Annotated in this window: 13 protein-coding genes; 1 reads left to right on the forward strand and 12 read right to left on the reverse strand. The window is 39.6% G+C overall.

Going from position 1 to position 15,522, the window contains the following annotated elements:
- Window positions 1-442: 442 nt before the first annotated feature.
- Window positions 443-910, reverse strand: coding sequence for a PTS sugar transporter subunit IIA (locus tag RV13_RS13775; protein WP_010744540.1), 468 nt, complete (start codon window positions 908-910; stop codon window positions 443-445).
- Window positions 911-993: 83 nt separating this feature from the next.
- On the opposite strand from RV13_RS13775, the gene RV13_RS13780 reads away from it, so the two are divergent.
- A complete protein-coding gene (locus RV13_RS13780; protein WP_010744539.1) occupies window positions 994-1,716 on the forward strand; it encodes a MurR/RpiR family transcriptional regulator in 723 nt (240 codons plus the stop codon).
- Here the strand turns inward: RV13_RS13780 and RV13_RS13785 are convergent, their stop codons facing one another.
- The 11 genes from RV13_RS13785 to RV13_RS13835 form a co-directional block, all read right to left on the reverse strand.
- Complete coding sequence (locus RV13_RS13785) at window positions 1,717-3,093, reverse strand: gluconokinase (protein WP_010744538.1); 1,377 nt, start codon at window positions 3,091-3,093, stop codon at window positions 1,717-1,719.
- A complete protein-coding gene (gene gnd / locus RV13_RS13790) occupies window positions 3,090-3,989 on the reverse strand; it encodes a phosphogluconate dehydrogenase (NAD(+)-dependent, decarboxylating) (protein WP_010744537.1) in 900 nt (299 codons plus the stop codon). Before gnd ends, RV13_RS13785 begins: the two co-directional genes overlap by 4 nt.
- Window positions 3,990-4,073: 84 nt before the next feature.
- Window positions 4,074-5,405 carry a 6-phospho-alpha-glucosidase gene (locus RV13_RS13795; protein ID WP_010744536.1) on the reverse strand — a complete coding sequence of 444 codons (1,332 nt, stop codon included), beginning with the start codon at window positions 5,403-5,405 and terminating at the stop codon, window positions 4,074-4,076.
- Between the two features lie 2 nt (window positions 5,406-5,407).
- The gene (locus tag RV13_RS13800; protein ID WP_028020545.1) at window positions 5,408-7,021 is read right to left on the reverse strand and encodes a PTS transporter subunit EIIC; all 1,614 of its coding nucleotides are present in this window, start codon (window positions 7,019-7,021) and stop codon (window positions 5,408-5,410) included.
- Between the two features lie 180 nt (window positions 7,022-7,201).
- Window positions 7,202-8,296 (reverse strand): YncE family protein, encoded by a 1,095-nt coding sequence (locus tag RV13_RS13805; RefSeq protein WP_010744534.1) that lies wholly within the window; start codon window positions 8,294-8,296, stop codon window positions 7,202-7,204.
- Window positions 8,297-8,529: 233 nt separating this feature from the next.
- A complete protein-coding gene (locus RV13_RS13810; protein ID WP_010744533.1) occupies window positions 8,530-9,531 on the reverse strand; it encodes a DUF6933 domain-containing protein in 1,002 nt (333 codons plus the stop codon).
- A gap of 169 nt (window positions 9,532-9,700) precedes the next feature.
- Window positions 9,701-9,967, reverse strand: coding sequence for a type B 50S ribosomal protein L31 (locus RV13_RS13815; protein WP_010744532.1), 267 nt, complete (start codon window positions 9,965-9,967; stop codon window positions 9,701-9,703).
- Between the two features lie 98 nt (window positions 9,968-10,065).
- Entirely contained in the window at window positions 10,066-11,361 is a 1,296-nt protein-coding gene (gene rho, locus RV13_RS13820) for a transcription termination factor Rho (RefSeq protein ID WP_010744531.1), read from the reverse strand.
- Window positions 11,361-12,632 carry a UDP-N-acetylglucosamine 1-carboxyvinyltransferase gene (gene murA, locus RV13_RS13825; RefSeq protein ID WP_010744530.1) on the reverse strand — a complete coding sequence of 424 codons (1,272 nt, stop codon included), beginning with the start codon at window positions 12,630-12,632 and terminating at the stop codon, window positions 11,361-11,363. The genes rho and murA overlap by 1 nt, the downstream gene beginning before the upstream one ends.
- 408 nt (window positions 12,633-13,040) lie before the next feature.
- Complete coding sequence (locus RV13_RS13830; protein WP_010744529.1) at window positions 13,041-14,117, reverse strand: hypothetical protein; 1,077 nt, start codon at window positions 14,115-14,117, stop codon at window positions 13,041-13,043.
- Window positions 14,118-14,577: 460 nt separating this feature from the next.
- Window positions 14,578-15,447: a class II fructose-bisphosphate aldolase gene (locus tag RV13_RS13835; protein WP_010744528.1), complete on the reverse strand. Its 870-nt coding sequence runs from the start codon at window positions 15,445-15,447 to the stop codon at window positions 14,578-14,580.
- Window positions 15,448-15,522 lie beyond the last annotated feature (75 nt).

The following is a 15,522-nucleotide window of genomic DNA, read 5'->3' on the forward strand; positions in this document are numbered from 1 at the left end:
TTTACTTGACTCTATATAGTTAGTCTCTCTAGTGAGATAGTTCATTAACACCATCATACAGGGAAAAAAGGATCACGACCATAACGAATAATAAAGAGAACCCACAAAATATTTTCGTGGGTTAGTTCTTGTATTCTGTTAAATGTTCTTGAAACCAACGCAAATTAACTTTATAGTGAGGCCTAGAGTTTTCCGTCATCTTATAAAAATTTTCCCGTAAAGGATCAGACGATGATTAAAAACGAAAGCATTGTTCCATACTCCTTAACTATTTGGCAGTTTCAAGATTGATAGATTTGAATTTAGTTATATAAGAGCCGAAATCAGCTTTTCCAAAAATGTTGGTAATTCATTCCTGATAATCGGTAAATTTAGCTTTGCGACACCTTGTCATAAAGATTGATAAAGTTTCTTAGTTAAAACGCTTAAACTTTAGACATAATTACTTTAGTTTCGCTGCTACTTCACCAACCTCTTTCTCACCAACAATCACCATTACTTCTTTATCTGTTATTTCGGGAAAAACCACAATCACACTAGCATCTTTATTATTTTCCGCTAAAAAAGCAAGGTCAACTTGAATTAATGGTTCTCCTACTTTGACCTGTTGTCCTTTCTGAATCATTGAGCTAAAGCCGTCGCCGTTTAATTCTACAGTGTCCAGTCCAATATGGATTAAAACATCCAAGCCATCTTCAGCCTCTAAGGTAAGTGCATGCAATGTTGGAAAGACAGATTTGATCGTTCCTTTAACAGGTGCGCAGATCTTTCCATTTTTAGGTTCAACTGCAAAACCATCGCCCATCATTTTTTCACTAAAAACGGGATCACTAACTTCTTTCAAATTAAAGACTCTTCCGTCAACAGGGGTATCTATTTTCATCCCTTTACTTTTAAATAAATTAAACATCTATCGTTCTCCTTTCTATCTCATCTGTTTACTAAAAGCGATAGTGTATAATACAAATAATCAGTACATTTAGGAGGGCAAATATGGACCTAGAATTGGTAACCAAAGGCAAGCAATTGTCTGAAAATGACCAAGCAATCTTAACTTACTTAGCTACACATATAAATGAGTTAGAAGGGGTATCATTAAGAAAGATCGCAACAACGCTTTACACATCACCCGCAACGATTGTTCGTTTAGCACAAAAATTAGATTTCTCTGGTTATTTAGAGCTGTTTTATTTTTTGAAAAATCAATACCAGCCACAAAATCAACTTGTTGAAGCGACAGTCGATATTTCTATTCCCACTGAAAAAATTGCTCCCTCGATCCAAAATATGAAACAAATTTATCAAGAGAATCAAGACAAATTCATCACGATTTATGCGACGGGCTTTTCGAGTATTATCGCTGAGTACCTTTACAAGAAATTATTGGTCAATGGGATTAAGACACTCTTCGTCAATGCAGCTGATTCATCTGGAATTATCAATAACAATGCCGGAAATATCAGTATGCTGATTGTCATTTCAAAATCAGGCGAGACTCAAAAAGTCATTGAAAAAATGCAGTTTTCGCAAGAACGCAGCATTCCAACGATTCTCTTTACAGGAAACAGTCAGTCTCGTGCTACAAAGGCAGCAACCATTATTTTTGAGGTTGCTGATGAACGACCATTGGATAGTCAAAACATTAAGTATAATGGCTTCTTCGGTAAATTATTGTTATTGATGGAGTACATTGTCCAAGAATTTACGCGCGAATAATTACTCGAAATAGTTTTTCGCGATTTTCTCATAAGCGGTACTGTTACCTAGGTTAGGTAGAAAAATTTGTTGACTTTCTTCAATCATCCGTGTTGGCTGTTCCAAGAGATAATACAACCCAAAAATGGGTTCATTTTCCTGTGTGTAGTAGCATTTTGTAGCAAAGATATCCGCCGCCAATTGTCCCAACGCAGTCGTCTGAAAGAAACCACCGCTAATAGAGAGCTCTTCATTTTCTGCTACGAGTTTTACTAGCTGGCGGATGTTTAAAAGAATTCCCTCTAAGACACTCCTCAGCATATCGTTTCTGGTATGCTGCAGGGTAAGGTCTCGAAACCCGCCTTTGATCTTATTGTTCCAATAGGGCGCGCGTTCTCCGTTCAAATAAGGCCAGAAACGCAGACCATTAGCTCCTAATGCTGTTTGAGCTAGCAAATTGGGCAGTCTTTCATAAAAAGTCGCTGGATTCTCCGCCAGTTGTTCTGCCGCCCAGGCCAAAACCACTCCGCCATTGTTTGACGGTGCACCGCACACAAGCAGTTCCTTTTTTAAGTAGTAGCAGAAATTTTGCTTTTTCTGATCCAAATAAATATTTTTACTTATTTGACGAACTGCGGCACTTGTTCCAATTGTTAAACTAGCTGTTCTTCCGGTAGAGTAGTAGCTGGCGTAAGCTGCCAGCGTCCCATCGCTGGCCCCTACAACGACTTGAGTAGTGTCGGGAAAACCAAAGAAACGCCTCTTTTCTGGCAACATTTCAAAAACCTGATCAGTATCTGCTAATGGTGCCAGCTGTTCTTCCTTAATCCTTAAATAATCAAGAATTTCACTACTCCATTGTTTTTTTCGCAAATCAAACAAACCTGTTGCAGATGCCGTTGCATAATCAACAACTGCCTCTCCGGTAAAATAGTCCATAACCAATTCCTTAATGCCGTACCATCGAGTATCTGTCGGATATTTTTCTGATGTTTGAAAATACAGCAGCTTTGCAAATGGAGACATCGCATGGATAGGCGTCCCTGAAATCAGATAAAAGTGTTCGGCTAAATCAGACTGCTTAAATGTATCAATGAGACTAGCCGCCTGAAGATCTGACCATAGAAAAATTTGCTTTTTGCCATCATCCGGCATCAAGCTGTGCATCGCCGTACTGAAACTAATCCTGGTAATTTCGTTACGCAGCCACGCAGGAATGGCTAAAATACCTAATTTTAAACTTGCTAATAGTTCTGTCCCATTTTGATATTTGATGCGGTCATCTCCATAGGTTTGAAGTGGCAGCTCACTGGAATAAAGCAACTCGTTTTCCTGGATGATTCCCAATTTGATTGCTGTTGTTCCGATATCTATTCCTAAAAATACTGACAAAATCATTCATCCTTTACAAAGGCGTGTCCGCCAAACTGATTGCGCAATAATGCGACAAGCTTCTCGCTTATTTTATCATAATCCTCTGATGCAAAGCGCGTCATAAGTGATTGCGTAATCACAGGAAGGTTTACTTTTAAACGTAAGGCTTCCTCTACAGTCCATTTCCCTTCACCTGAAGAAGGAATGACTCCTGCGATCTCAGTCAGATCAAGCTGGTCTTGATAAACCTTTTCAGTTAACTCCATCAGCCATGAGCGGATTACCGATCCATGATTAAAGACTTGGGCAACCTCAGCCATCGAATAATCGTAAGGACTGTGATGTAATAAATTGAACCCTTCTCCAATTGCCTGCATCATACCATATTCAATCCCGTTATGGACCATTTTAAGGTAATGACCACTCCCAGCCGGTCCACTATAAATACATCCTTTTTTCACACATAGTTTTTGAAACAATGGTGCTAACTCATTATAAATGAATCGTTCACCCCCGACCATCATACAAGCTCCATTTCTAGCGCCAAAAACTCCACCAGACGTCCCAACATCCATAAAATGAATACCTTTAGTTTGACAATAGGCAGCGTTCGTCAAGCTATCCTGATAATGAGAGTTTCCAGCATCAATTATAATATCATCTTTACCCATACGATCAGCCGCTGCTGTCAACGTGTCATTTGTTAAAGCACCTGCCGGCAGCATCAGCCAAACAATTTGACGTTTTGATCGATCTGACAACAGACTCTCGATATCTGAATAAAATGTTCCGCCCAGTTCAATCAAGTGTTTCCCGCTATCAAGATTGATATCATACCCTTTTACTTGGTAGTGATGGGTCAATAAATTCTCGGCAATCCCCATTCCCATTTTCCCTAAACCGATCATTGTGATCTCCATTATTGCTCCTCCTGAAATTTTTTAAAAAAGGGATCATAACGACAGCGAACTCATTGGCTCGCTGCTGTTACATCCCCTTAAAAATTAATGTAATTCTGGCCAAGTATCGCCATTTTCGACAATTAAATCGTCTAATAGTTCTTTGGCAACCTGTGCACTTGGAACCGTTTTAGACAAGGTCAAGGCCTGCCACATTTTTTGATAGCTGTTTTCCAAATAGGCTTCGACTACTAATTTTTCAACAGTGACCTGCTGGAACATCAACGCTTGCTGGAATGCCGGGATTTGACCTTGAGCTAAGGCTTCTGGTCCATCAGTACCGACAATACAAGGAACTTCCACCATCGCATCATCAGGGAAATTGGCGATGGCGCCATTATTTTCAACAATCATTACCATACGCTCGTGAGTATTAAAAGCAATCGCACGTGCTAAATCAACGATAAATGTCGCATGCGCATCAATATCAAAAGCAATGCCCTCGGCTGATCCATTCGCGATGATTTGACGGGCATGATCAAAAACATTTTTCTCTCGCCCCTGCATGACTTCATTGGCACGCGTAAATTCGGGATGATCCTTCATATGTTCAAAAACGTAATCGGGATACAAGTAATATTTCAAGTAAGTATTCGGCAAATAATCAGGCGTTACCGCTAAAATATCCTTCGCCTTTTTATGGGTCTCCTGCCAACTTGGGTCTGTGTGCTGGGTATCTACTTCGATCTGCGTCAAGTAGCCATGTTCGGAAACGTAATTACGAATTTGATCAATGTATTCATGACCTTCTTTGTCTTTGACACTAGTCCACCAGCCAAAATGATTCAAGCCAAAGTAACGGACTTCTAATTCTTCAGGCTTCTTACCAACAATTTGAGACATCCGACGTAAGGTTCCAACAGGCATGTCACAAATGTTTAACACCTTTGAATCTGGTCGTAATACTCGACAAGCTTCTGCTACAATCGCTGCCGGATTAGAATAATTCAGCATCCAGCAATCTGGTGAATACTTTTCCATATAATCGATGATTTCTAGCATGCCTGTGATACTGCGCATCCCATAAGCAATTCCCCCAGGTCCACAGGTCTCCTGTCCAAAAACTCCATGACGCAACGGAACTTTTTCATCTTTTTCCCGCATCGCATATTTCCCCACGCGGATATGGGCCATACAAAAATCAACATCTGTAAAAGCTGTTTCTGGATCTGTTGTATAGATAAATTCAATTTCTGGTGCCTGTTCTCTCAATAATATCTCTAAGGCTTCTCCAAGTATTCCCTGGCGGTCACCATCGTTATCGTATAGTTTCAATGTTCGCAATGGAAACCGCTCCAAATTGTCTAACATCATCATGACGATTCCCGGAGTAAACGTACTCCCGCCGCCGGCAATTACTACTGAAAATTTCTTCATAACTATTCGTCTCCTCCACTATCTCTACCTAAATATTTTTCAAGTTTTTCCCGAACTTTCGGGACAGTCAATCCATAGACCACATGGACATTTTCTCCGTTACTGATGACACCCTTTGCTTGAGTCTCATTTTTCAATAATCCTTCATCAACCAAAGCTGGATTTGCCAACTTCAACCGTAACCGTGTATAACAATTGTCGATCGTTTTGATATTCTCCGCACCACCTAAGCCTTCCACGATTATTCCAGATACTTCGTCATCAGAGGTTGGCGCAGCTAATACACCATTATCTGGTACAGACCCCTTCTTATCGTTATACTCCTTTTTCGAGTAAAGCTTCGTCTCTTGATCATTATCTTCTCGTCCGACCGTTTTGAAATTGAACTTGACGATTAAGAAGCGGAAGATAAAGTAATAAATAAAGAAGAAGGCCACACCGACTAGAAGATAAATCGGCCAACGGGTCTTTTCTGTCCCCAATGGTATGTTATAGAGTAGAAAATCGATAAAACCATTCGGACCGATCGCCCGTGAACCAAAGATATTCAAAGCAACCATGCTTAACCCGCTTAGCGCAGAATGAATAACAAACAATGCTGGCGCTACAAACATAAAGGAAAATTCAATCGGTTCCGTTACCCCAGCCACAAAGGATGTCACAACTGCTGGAATCAAAATAGCTTTTACTTTAAATTTATTTTCTGGTTTAGCCGTTTGATACATCGCTAGACAAGCGCCGATCAAGCCAAACATTTTTGAAATTCCCCGGGCATCCCAAATCACACTTTGTGATAGAACTCTAACCGCAGGATCTGCGATTTCAGCAAAGTAAATATTTCGCGCCCCTTCAAATACTTGCCCACCAACTTCCGCCACGCCGCCAAGTGACGTGTATAGAAACGGTGTATAGATCAAATGGTGCAAACCAGTTGGGATCAATAGCCGTTCCAACGACCCATAGAGAAAAATCCCAAAATTCCCTGTCTTCTGAATGACACCGCCCAATCCGTCAATTCCTTGCTGAATAACCGGCCAGATAAATGAAAGTGCAATCGCTGCTAATACTAATACTGGAATCAAAACGATAAAGACAAATCGTGCTCCGCCATAAACCTGAAAAGCGTTATTAAATGTCGTATCGATGAAGCGATTATGAATTAATGCCACCACAATTCCAAGAATAATCCCTAAGAAAACTCCCATGTCCAATACTTGAACACCTAAGACTAATGCTTGTCCCGATCCCTGAAGCTGATCTGGTGCTACCAGCATGTCTCTAAGTTCCATAAACTTGTTCATCGCATATAAGAAGACTAAGTATCCCAGTAAAGCAGTAAATGCTGCTTCAGCTTTCTTTTTGTTTGCCAATCCTAAAGCGATGCCGACACAGAAAATTACTCCTAGATTTGTTAAAACTGGCAAAAGTGCAGCTGATAAAATACTCCCGAATCCCATTGTGATAGGATTATCTAAAAATCCAAACATCTCAATTAACCTTGGATTCGTAAAAACGTTTCCAATCGCGATCAAAATACCAGCAATTGGTAAGATCAGCACTGGAACAAACATTGCTTTCGAAAATTTTTGCATGCTATCCATGATTTTCGCTTTCATCATTTTATCTCCTTCTTTTTATGATGTGTTCAGTATACGGGGCAGCAGTACAAAAAGGAACGGATACCGCTTACAACTCAATGTGTTTCACGATATGAAATACGTTTCATCATGAGAAGCACAAAAAAGAACCCCTATGAAGGAGCTCTCGATAAACATAAATAAGACAATCAAAAAAGATTACTCATGATCCTTTTTCGTAAGTAACTCTTCAATGTTCAATTGAATGACATGATCCACCAATACGGGGTTTCTTGTGCGATACGGCCATGCGCCACCTTCGAAAACAGCAAAAAGCTGATCACCGTCCACGGATACCTGTTCAATATATGGCGGTGTGTCAATCTCAAAGGCCGCGTCTTTTACTGAGAAAAAGTTATTGACTTTATCAAGATCAAAAAAATAGAGTTTGCCAGAGCGCTCCGGTCCCCACGACTGAGACATAATCAAGTAATCTTTATAAAAAGCAATGCCTTGAATCATATCCAGTGTTTTCCATGAACCAAGAGAACGAGCAAATTGAGAGGATGGAACGGAAGTTAATCCTGCTTTTTTCTGCTCCCCTTGGTCAAAATTAGAGATTTTTTCCTGAGAACTGATTCTTAGTTCTCCTTGATCATTCAAACGATAAGTCGCCATACGCCCATACTCATTCAGTGTAAAATAACCAACGACCAGCACACCAGATGTGTAGGTTAGCGCCGAAGCATGAGAAACTTCTTTTAAAGAAATCTGCTGATGATAAGAAACGACCCGATCCGCTTTTAGCTGATAATCCTCGAGCTCTTTCAAATCAATCGACGACAAACCAGCGAAAAGTCCGCCCGTCGTGATCCAAACACGCTGGTGCTTCGGATCATAGGCGATACCGCCGAGATGCGGACGACCAGGCAACACAACAGTTTTTATAAAACGATGTGTCTCACGATCCAGCATGTAGATGACCGAATGATTTTCATGATCATGACTATAGGCCGAAATCAAAAGATACTTCTCCGTCAGCGTGATTCCCTGTGGCGTCATCGTAGAACTGTCAACAATCGCGTTCGTTTCCAGGCTGAGGGTCTTCGCTCTATAGAGTCCCGGAATTTTGTACATTCCGAAATATTTGTTCTCATCCTGATTCGAAAAAGCTGCTTGATAAAAATGTCTATAGGGCTTCAATGCCTCCTGTTGCTGTTTAACAGTTAGCCCATAGTGGGATGCTTCTGCAGTGGATGGAAAAAGGAAAAATAGAAGAAAAAAGAAAAGACTCCCATACCATTTCTTATACATAGTAAAGACTCCTAATTTTAGTTTAAAATCATTTTTTACTATCAAAACCATAGCAGATAGTTTCAGAAACAACAATCAAAGCGCTTCTTTGTAAACAGCAAAAAACGAACTCCGCTAAAATAGGAAGTTCGTTGCTAATTATTTGCCCAATCCTGGTTAGACAGAAGTTCTCCAATCCTCTATCTGATCGAAACGAAATAAGTCAGCAGAATTGCACCAATCAAAACCGGTTCTTAATACCAACTATCACTCATCATCAGCGTCATCTTTCCGGTCTCTACTCCCAGTTCAATCTGGTCTCGTATTTCTGGTATAGCCGATTCCTTCACTTCACCTGCCGCAATCAAAAACTGATAGAATTTTTTCATCGCTGTACCAGCCTTTTTGACTGCACTTTCACTGATCCAAACATTTTTGCTTGCTCCCCAACCAAAAAAGTCGCAAATGACATCGAAGGTCGTTACCGCTGAGTCAAAACCATAAAAAATCAAATAATTGCTTAGATACTCTTCAACATTGGCTAAGTGATGATTCACGGTTTTCTTTGTCAGCTTTTCAGACTTTTCAAGGTACTCTTTAAACGCATTTAAGATTAAGCGATTGTTAGCCAACGCTTTTTCGACCTCTTTTCCAGAAAATCTATCAACTTTATAATCGGTTAGACTTTCCCAGTCTTTCTTCACCACATAACTTTCCTCTGCTACTTCTTGTGAAAGTTCATGAATTAACAAAGGCTCCTTAAACACTTCACGCAACTTATCAATGGGATATTGCTCTTTGAAAATGTCCCCTGCCAAATCAAGACTATTTTCAACATCCACGAGCGTATTAAAATCATACCGCCCATGATACTCCAATGAAAAAATCATGTTCTTCATAATGCCAGTAACAACACGATTATAGCCCCCATTCACCTCCACTTCACCAGCTAGATCAAGATATTTTTCAATCTGCTTTTTTGGGATTCCTGCCGCTTGGAACACTTCCATTATAGCTTGTTGGAAAGTCTCGCTTAACTGCCCCTTGTTCTTAGCATCGATTCCTACGAAAATAAGCGGGAAGTAGGTCAAGTCATTGACCACCAATAAAATCTTCTTTCTATTTACATTAAAATAATTCGCATGCCAAGAAAACAGCGGATTAAACTCAGAGAATCTTCGCGCCAATTGCTTGTCAGCAACGCTTGGTATTTTGTTAAAAAGTGGTAATGCTTTTTTTGTTGGATTAATAATCATTTGAATCCCTCATTTATCAATATTCCTTACAGTCGTTTCCTACGTCATTTCGTGTATAATTCAATTCTACAGTTAGTATATCAAAATTGGTACAACCTTTTTTAATTTTGAAATAAAAAAAGACCACATCCGAAAATGTAGTCTGTAAAACGTTGATAACTCAATGTTTTTATTTTTCCTCTGCGTTGGCGTCTTTGAGACCGTATTTTTTGTTGAAACGATCGACACGTCCATCTGCTTGAGTGAATTTTTGACGTCCAGTGTAGAATGGATGAGAATCTGAAGTAACTTCGACACGGATTACTGGGTAAGTATTTCCGTCTTCCCATTCAACTGTTTCTTGTGAAGTTTTAGTAGAACCTGACAAGAATTTGAAACCTGTTGTTGAGTCCATGAACACAACTGGATGATATTCTGGATGAATTCCTTGTTTCATAGTTTTTTCGCTCCTTTGCCCTGAATCATTTGCTGGTTCAGAGTTATTTTTGCAATTTGCAACATGAATATACTATCATGAATGAATCGACAATGCAATTATCTTTTTTGATTTCTACGGGTTGTTTTACCACCGAATGAAACGTCCTTGAAAGCTTTGAAAACATCATCGTTATTCTTCGTCTTTTTCAGGAAGTTCACGAATTGCGAAGTATATTCCAATGAATCTCCCGTCATGTTATTGCGAAGCTTGAAGATTTCTTCTAGACGTGAAGGAGCCATCAGCAATTCTTCTTTACGTGTACCAGATTTTTTAATGTCGATTGCTGGGAAGATCCGACGCTCAGACAATTCACGGGACAATTGTAATTCTAAGTTTCCTGTTCCTTTAAACTCTTCATAAATTACATCATCCATTCGACTACCAGTATCAACTAGTGCCGTCGCCAAAATAGTTAAGCTGCCACCTTCTTCAATGTTTCGAGCTGCACCAAAGAATTTCTTTGGTTTGTATAGCGCTGCAGGATCGATCCCGCCACTCAATGTCCGTCCGCTTGGCGGAACCACTAAATTGTATGCACGTGCAAGACGAGTGATGCTATCCATCAAAATCACCACGTCTCGTTTGTCTTCCACTAAACGCATTGCGCGTTCCAAGACCAGTTCAGATACACGGGTGTGGTTCTGTGGTTGCTGATCAAATGTCGAATAAACCACATCACCTTTAACACTGCGTTCTAAATCAGTCACTTCTTCTGGACGTTCATCAATGAGTAAGACAATCAGTTCGACATCGGGATAATTATCAGTAATACCATTAGCAATCTCTTTAAGAATGGTTGTCTTCCCTGCTTTTGGAGGAGCAACGATCAATCCACGCTGACCGAAACCTACTGGGGAGAAGATGTCGATCATTCGCGTAGACAAACGACCAGGTGTTGTTTCTAAAACGAGTTGCTTATCGGGATACAGAGCAGTTAATGCAGGAAAATGTGGGCGTTCTTTCGCATCTTCTGGATCTTTACCATTGACACTTTCTACATGCATCAGCCCATAATAACGTTCAGATTCTTTGGGTGGACGAGCTTTGCCGGCCACCTTATCGCCATTTCTTAAACCAAAACGACGAATCTGTGAAGAGGAAATATAAATATCCTCCGCACTCGATCCATAGTTAATTGGACGTAAAAAGCCGTAGCCATCCTGTCCAATAATATCTAAGACTCCTTCCATATAAAAGAAGCCTTGTTTTTCTGCCTGTGCACGAATTACAGCCAGAGACAATTCCTTTTTATTCATTTGACTATAATAAGGAATTTTAAAATCTTTTGCATAAGCATAAATTTCTTTTAGCGTCTTGTTCTCAAGCTCCGCCATTGTTAAATAATCGCTCATTATTCCGCCTCTTCCTCGTCGATCATTTCGATAGTAGCACCAAGAGCCGTCAGTTTCTCAATAATATGATCATATCCTCGTAAAATATATTCCACGTTAAAAATCGTTGTTTTCCCTTCAGCCATTAATCCAGCAATAACTAAACAAGCACCCGCCCGCAAATCAGAAGCGACTACCTCGGCTCCGTGCAATTTGCTTGGACCGTTTAATACAATTAAGTTGCCTTCAACACGAGCATCTGCCCCCATGCGGACTAACTCAGGGATGTGATTTACTCGTTTTGAGTAAATCGTGTCAATAATTTCGGCCGTTCCCTGCGATTTAAGTAATAGCGGTGTTAACGGTTGTTGTAGATCTGTCGCAAAACCTGGGTAAGGCGATGTTGTAACATCTACAGTCTTCAGATTTCTTGATGGCAATACTTCGATGCTGTCTTCTGAAATATTCATTTCTACACCGATTTCTTCTAATTTCGCAATAAAGCTTTCAATGTGTTCATAGATGACATTATGCACGGTTACACCTTCGCCCATAGCTGCAGCTAAAGCCAAATAAGTCCCCGCTTCAATGCGATCAGGAATAATTGAGTGGACACAGCCGTGTAATTCCTCTACACCTTCAATCCGAATTTCATCCGTACCTGCACCACGAATTTTCGCACCCATATTATTTAATAGCGTTGCAACATCGATAATTTCTGGTTCCTTTGCAGCATTCTCAATGATTGTTTTTCCTTTAGCTTTTACTGCTGCCAACATCACGTTAATCGTCGCGCCAATAGAAACCACATCCATAAAGATACGATCTCCCGTTAAGCTTTCTTCTTCTGTCCGCAAATAAATCACACCGTGTTCATTAGAAACATCGGCACCTAAACTTTCAAAGCCTTTAATGTGCAAGTCAATTGGACGAGGGCCTAAGAAACAGCCGCCAGGTAAACCAACCACCGCTTCACCAAATTTTCCTAACAAAGCTCCCATAAAATAGTAGGAAGCGCGTAACGAATTGATTTTTCCGCTTGGCATCGGGATCGATACAACATTACTTGGATCAATGACCATCCGATTATCTTCAAAGGAAACTTTCGCTCCCATGATTTCTAAAATTTCGATTAATGAATGCACATCTTGAATATCCGGCACTCCTTCTAATGTCACTGGCGAATCCGCCATGATTGCTGCTGGGATCAATGCAACGGCACTATTTTTTGCGCCGCTGATTGTAATATTACCTGATAATGGCTTTCCGCCATGGATTTCGATTTTTCTCATTTATTTTCACCTAATTAATTATTTTGAAGTTTATAGACCATTATCCATTCTAGCATATTATTGCTTGTATAAAAAGGAAGCATTCTCAAATCACGTGAGAAAATAAGCAAGTTCTTTTCACTCAAGGATGTTTTTGATTAGTAGAGGACTATTTTTCATCTTCATCCCAAATGCTTGGGATAATTTATTAGATTTATTCAAATATTTTATTGAGAAATACCGTTTTCAAGTTTAATTGAAGATTTTTTTTAATTAGGAACAGCAATAGTATCGGAAGTTTAATCGAACGATTAAAAACCTGCAGATGGTTCTTTTTTTGCGGAAACAATGCTAACTTCAATCAGTGAATTCAAAGAATAACCTTCATAAATTCAGCCGAAAATCCACCTACCTTCACAGAAGGAAGGCCTATTTCCTCTTCTTTCTCTTTCTATTCTTTTTTCCATTTATAGTATTCATCAGACTTTTCTTGTTTTCCTCTTCAAGATACTTTTTATTTTTCGTTTTGCGGCCTTGGGACTTCTTTGGAAATAGGGAACGGAAGGTTTTCTTCTCTTTTGTCTCAGTTGGTTCTTTTGTAGGGGCTGGTATTGATACTGCTTGATTCAGAGACTGATTGACAGAATCCAAAAGAGCTTCTTGTTCGGAGTCCTCCTCTTGAAGCAGCCGCAGGTTCGTCAATGTCGCTCCTTCTGGTAATTGCTCTTCGACAATCCTTCGCAGCTCCTCTGGGCTCAAATTCTTCAAGTCAACATCTGGCGGCAGAGAAATCCCTATTTCCTGTTCATTTTCATTTTGTTCAAGCTGCACAGCATCCGTCCATTGATGATCAGTACTATTTTCTTTTGATGATGCCTTTTTTGTTGCACTCTTTTTCTCCCATAGTGAGCGGCGAGTACAATTCATTAGATCAGAGTTTACTAGTTCGACAAAAAGACGAGTACCATCCTTTTCAAAAACTGTCAAAGTAGTCAGAAGCTCCAAGATAGCCTGCCACTTCTTATCAGATATTTTTGGATCAGCATCGCGTAAGCTCCAAGTATGGGATTTCCCATCTCCTTTTAAGAAAATGGATATAAATTTATATTGCTTATTTTCTAGCTCATCGATTGGTGTGGTCTTTTCCAATAAAAACTTTTTATACTGATGGAGAGCCTCATCAACGGAAAGATAATCCTTCTTACGCTTGTACACTCGTTCGATTACTCTCTCCCAATCACTGCTTTTGAAATAATTCTTAAAAAAGGGAGCAAGCCTTCGAATAGTATCATTCGGGTTAGATCGTAGCAGAATCTCATGAATAACAGCTTCCAGCATTCCCGAAAAATCATTTACAGATAATGCGTTACGCAACAAAAGTGCAAACGCGTATTGTATTACCACTGTTGCATCTTTAGTCTCATCATAGTATTTTTCAATTCTAGCTTCCACTGTTGCTCTCTTCATTCCAAATATTTGGCGACTTGTTAATTTTACCATTGACATGCTGCATGCTCCTCACTATTCACAAATTATTTAACCGCTTTCAAAAAGCTTTCCTAAAACTAATATACACTAAAAGTAACTGAAATTTAGTGGCGCTTCGCAAAATAATAACTCATTCTTTTTACTATTAATTTTAGAAAAGAGTTTGAAACTCATACCTTTTTTCTTCTTTGTTCGTTGTTTGTTTCTACCTGTCATAAAGATTGTAAAGTCTTCATTTACAGCAAAAAGCCATCTTCCCATGCAGCTTTGATGGTAAGTTCGCCAATCCACACAGCTGAACAAACAATCGAGTTTAGACTTTTCGGCTTTTTTGTAATCCTTTTTAAGGCAATGAGACTAAACAAAAGTGTTCAAAGATTGTTTTTATCAGGTTTCATAAGCCACTATCTTCTTTCCTTTTAAGGTAAAAAAAAGACTGCCACAATTGACAGTCTTCAATCAAAATGTATGAATCAAATTAAGCTTTGTTTGCTGAACCGAACCAGTCAATGTGTTCTTCAGCATCTTTAACGATTGCAGCAACACCTGGTGCCAACAATTTACGAGGGTCAAAGCCTTTTCCTTCTTTATCTTTGCCAGCTTCGATATATTCACGAGTAGCTTTAGCAAATGATAATTGGAATTCAGTGTTAACGTTAACTTTAGAAACACCCATTGAGATTGCTTTTTGGATTTGTTCTTGAGGAATACCTGATCCACCGTGTAATACTAAAGGCACATCATTACCTACAGCATCAGCAATCGCTTGTAAGTGGTCAAATGCTAAACCTTTCCAGTTTTCAGGGTATACACCATGAATGTTACCGATACCGCATGCTAAGTAGTCAATACCTGTAGCAACCATTTGTACACATTCGTCGATGTCAGCTAATTCACCAGCACCGATGATTCCGTCTTCTTCACCACCGATTGAACCAACTTCACACTCTACAGAGATACCTTTAGCGTGAGCTTTTTCAACAACGTCTTTAGCCAATTTCAAGTTTTCTTCAAATGGAAGATGAGAACCATCAAACATGATTGAAGTGTAGCCAACTTCGATACATTCTAAAGCAGCTTCGTAGTCACCATGGTCTAAATGGATTGCAACTGGTACAGTGATACCCATTGAGTCTACTAAATCAGTGATGATATCTTTAGCAACTTTGTATCCGCCCATGTATTTCGCTGCACCCATTGAAGTTTGGATAAGAACTGGTGCTTTTTTAGCTTCTGCAGCTTTTAGAATAGCTTGAGTCCATTCTAAGTTGTTTGTGTTGAATCCACCTACTGCATATCCGCCTTTACGTGCAGCTTTTAAGAATTCTGCTCCTGATACTACTGGCATAAAAAATTCCTCCTAAGGTTTTTTACTATTTGGTTAAGCCATGCTTAACTAACGTGTTAATTCTATCAAAGTTTT

This window comes from Enterococcus raffinosus, from assembly GCF_001886185.1.
Lineage (GTDB): Bacteria > Bacillota > Bacilli > Lactobacillales > Enterococcaceae > Enterococcus_A > Enterococcus_A raffinosus.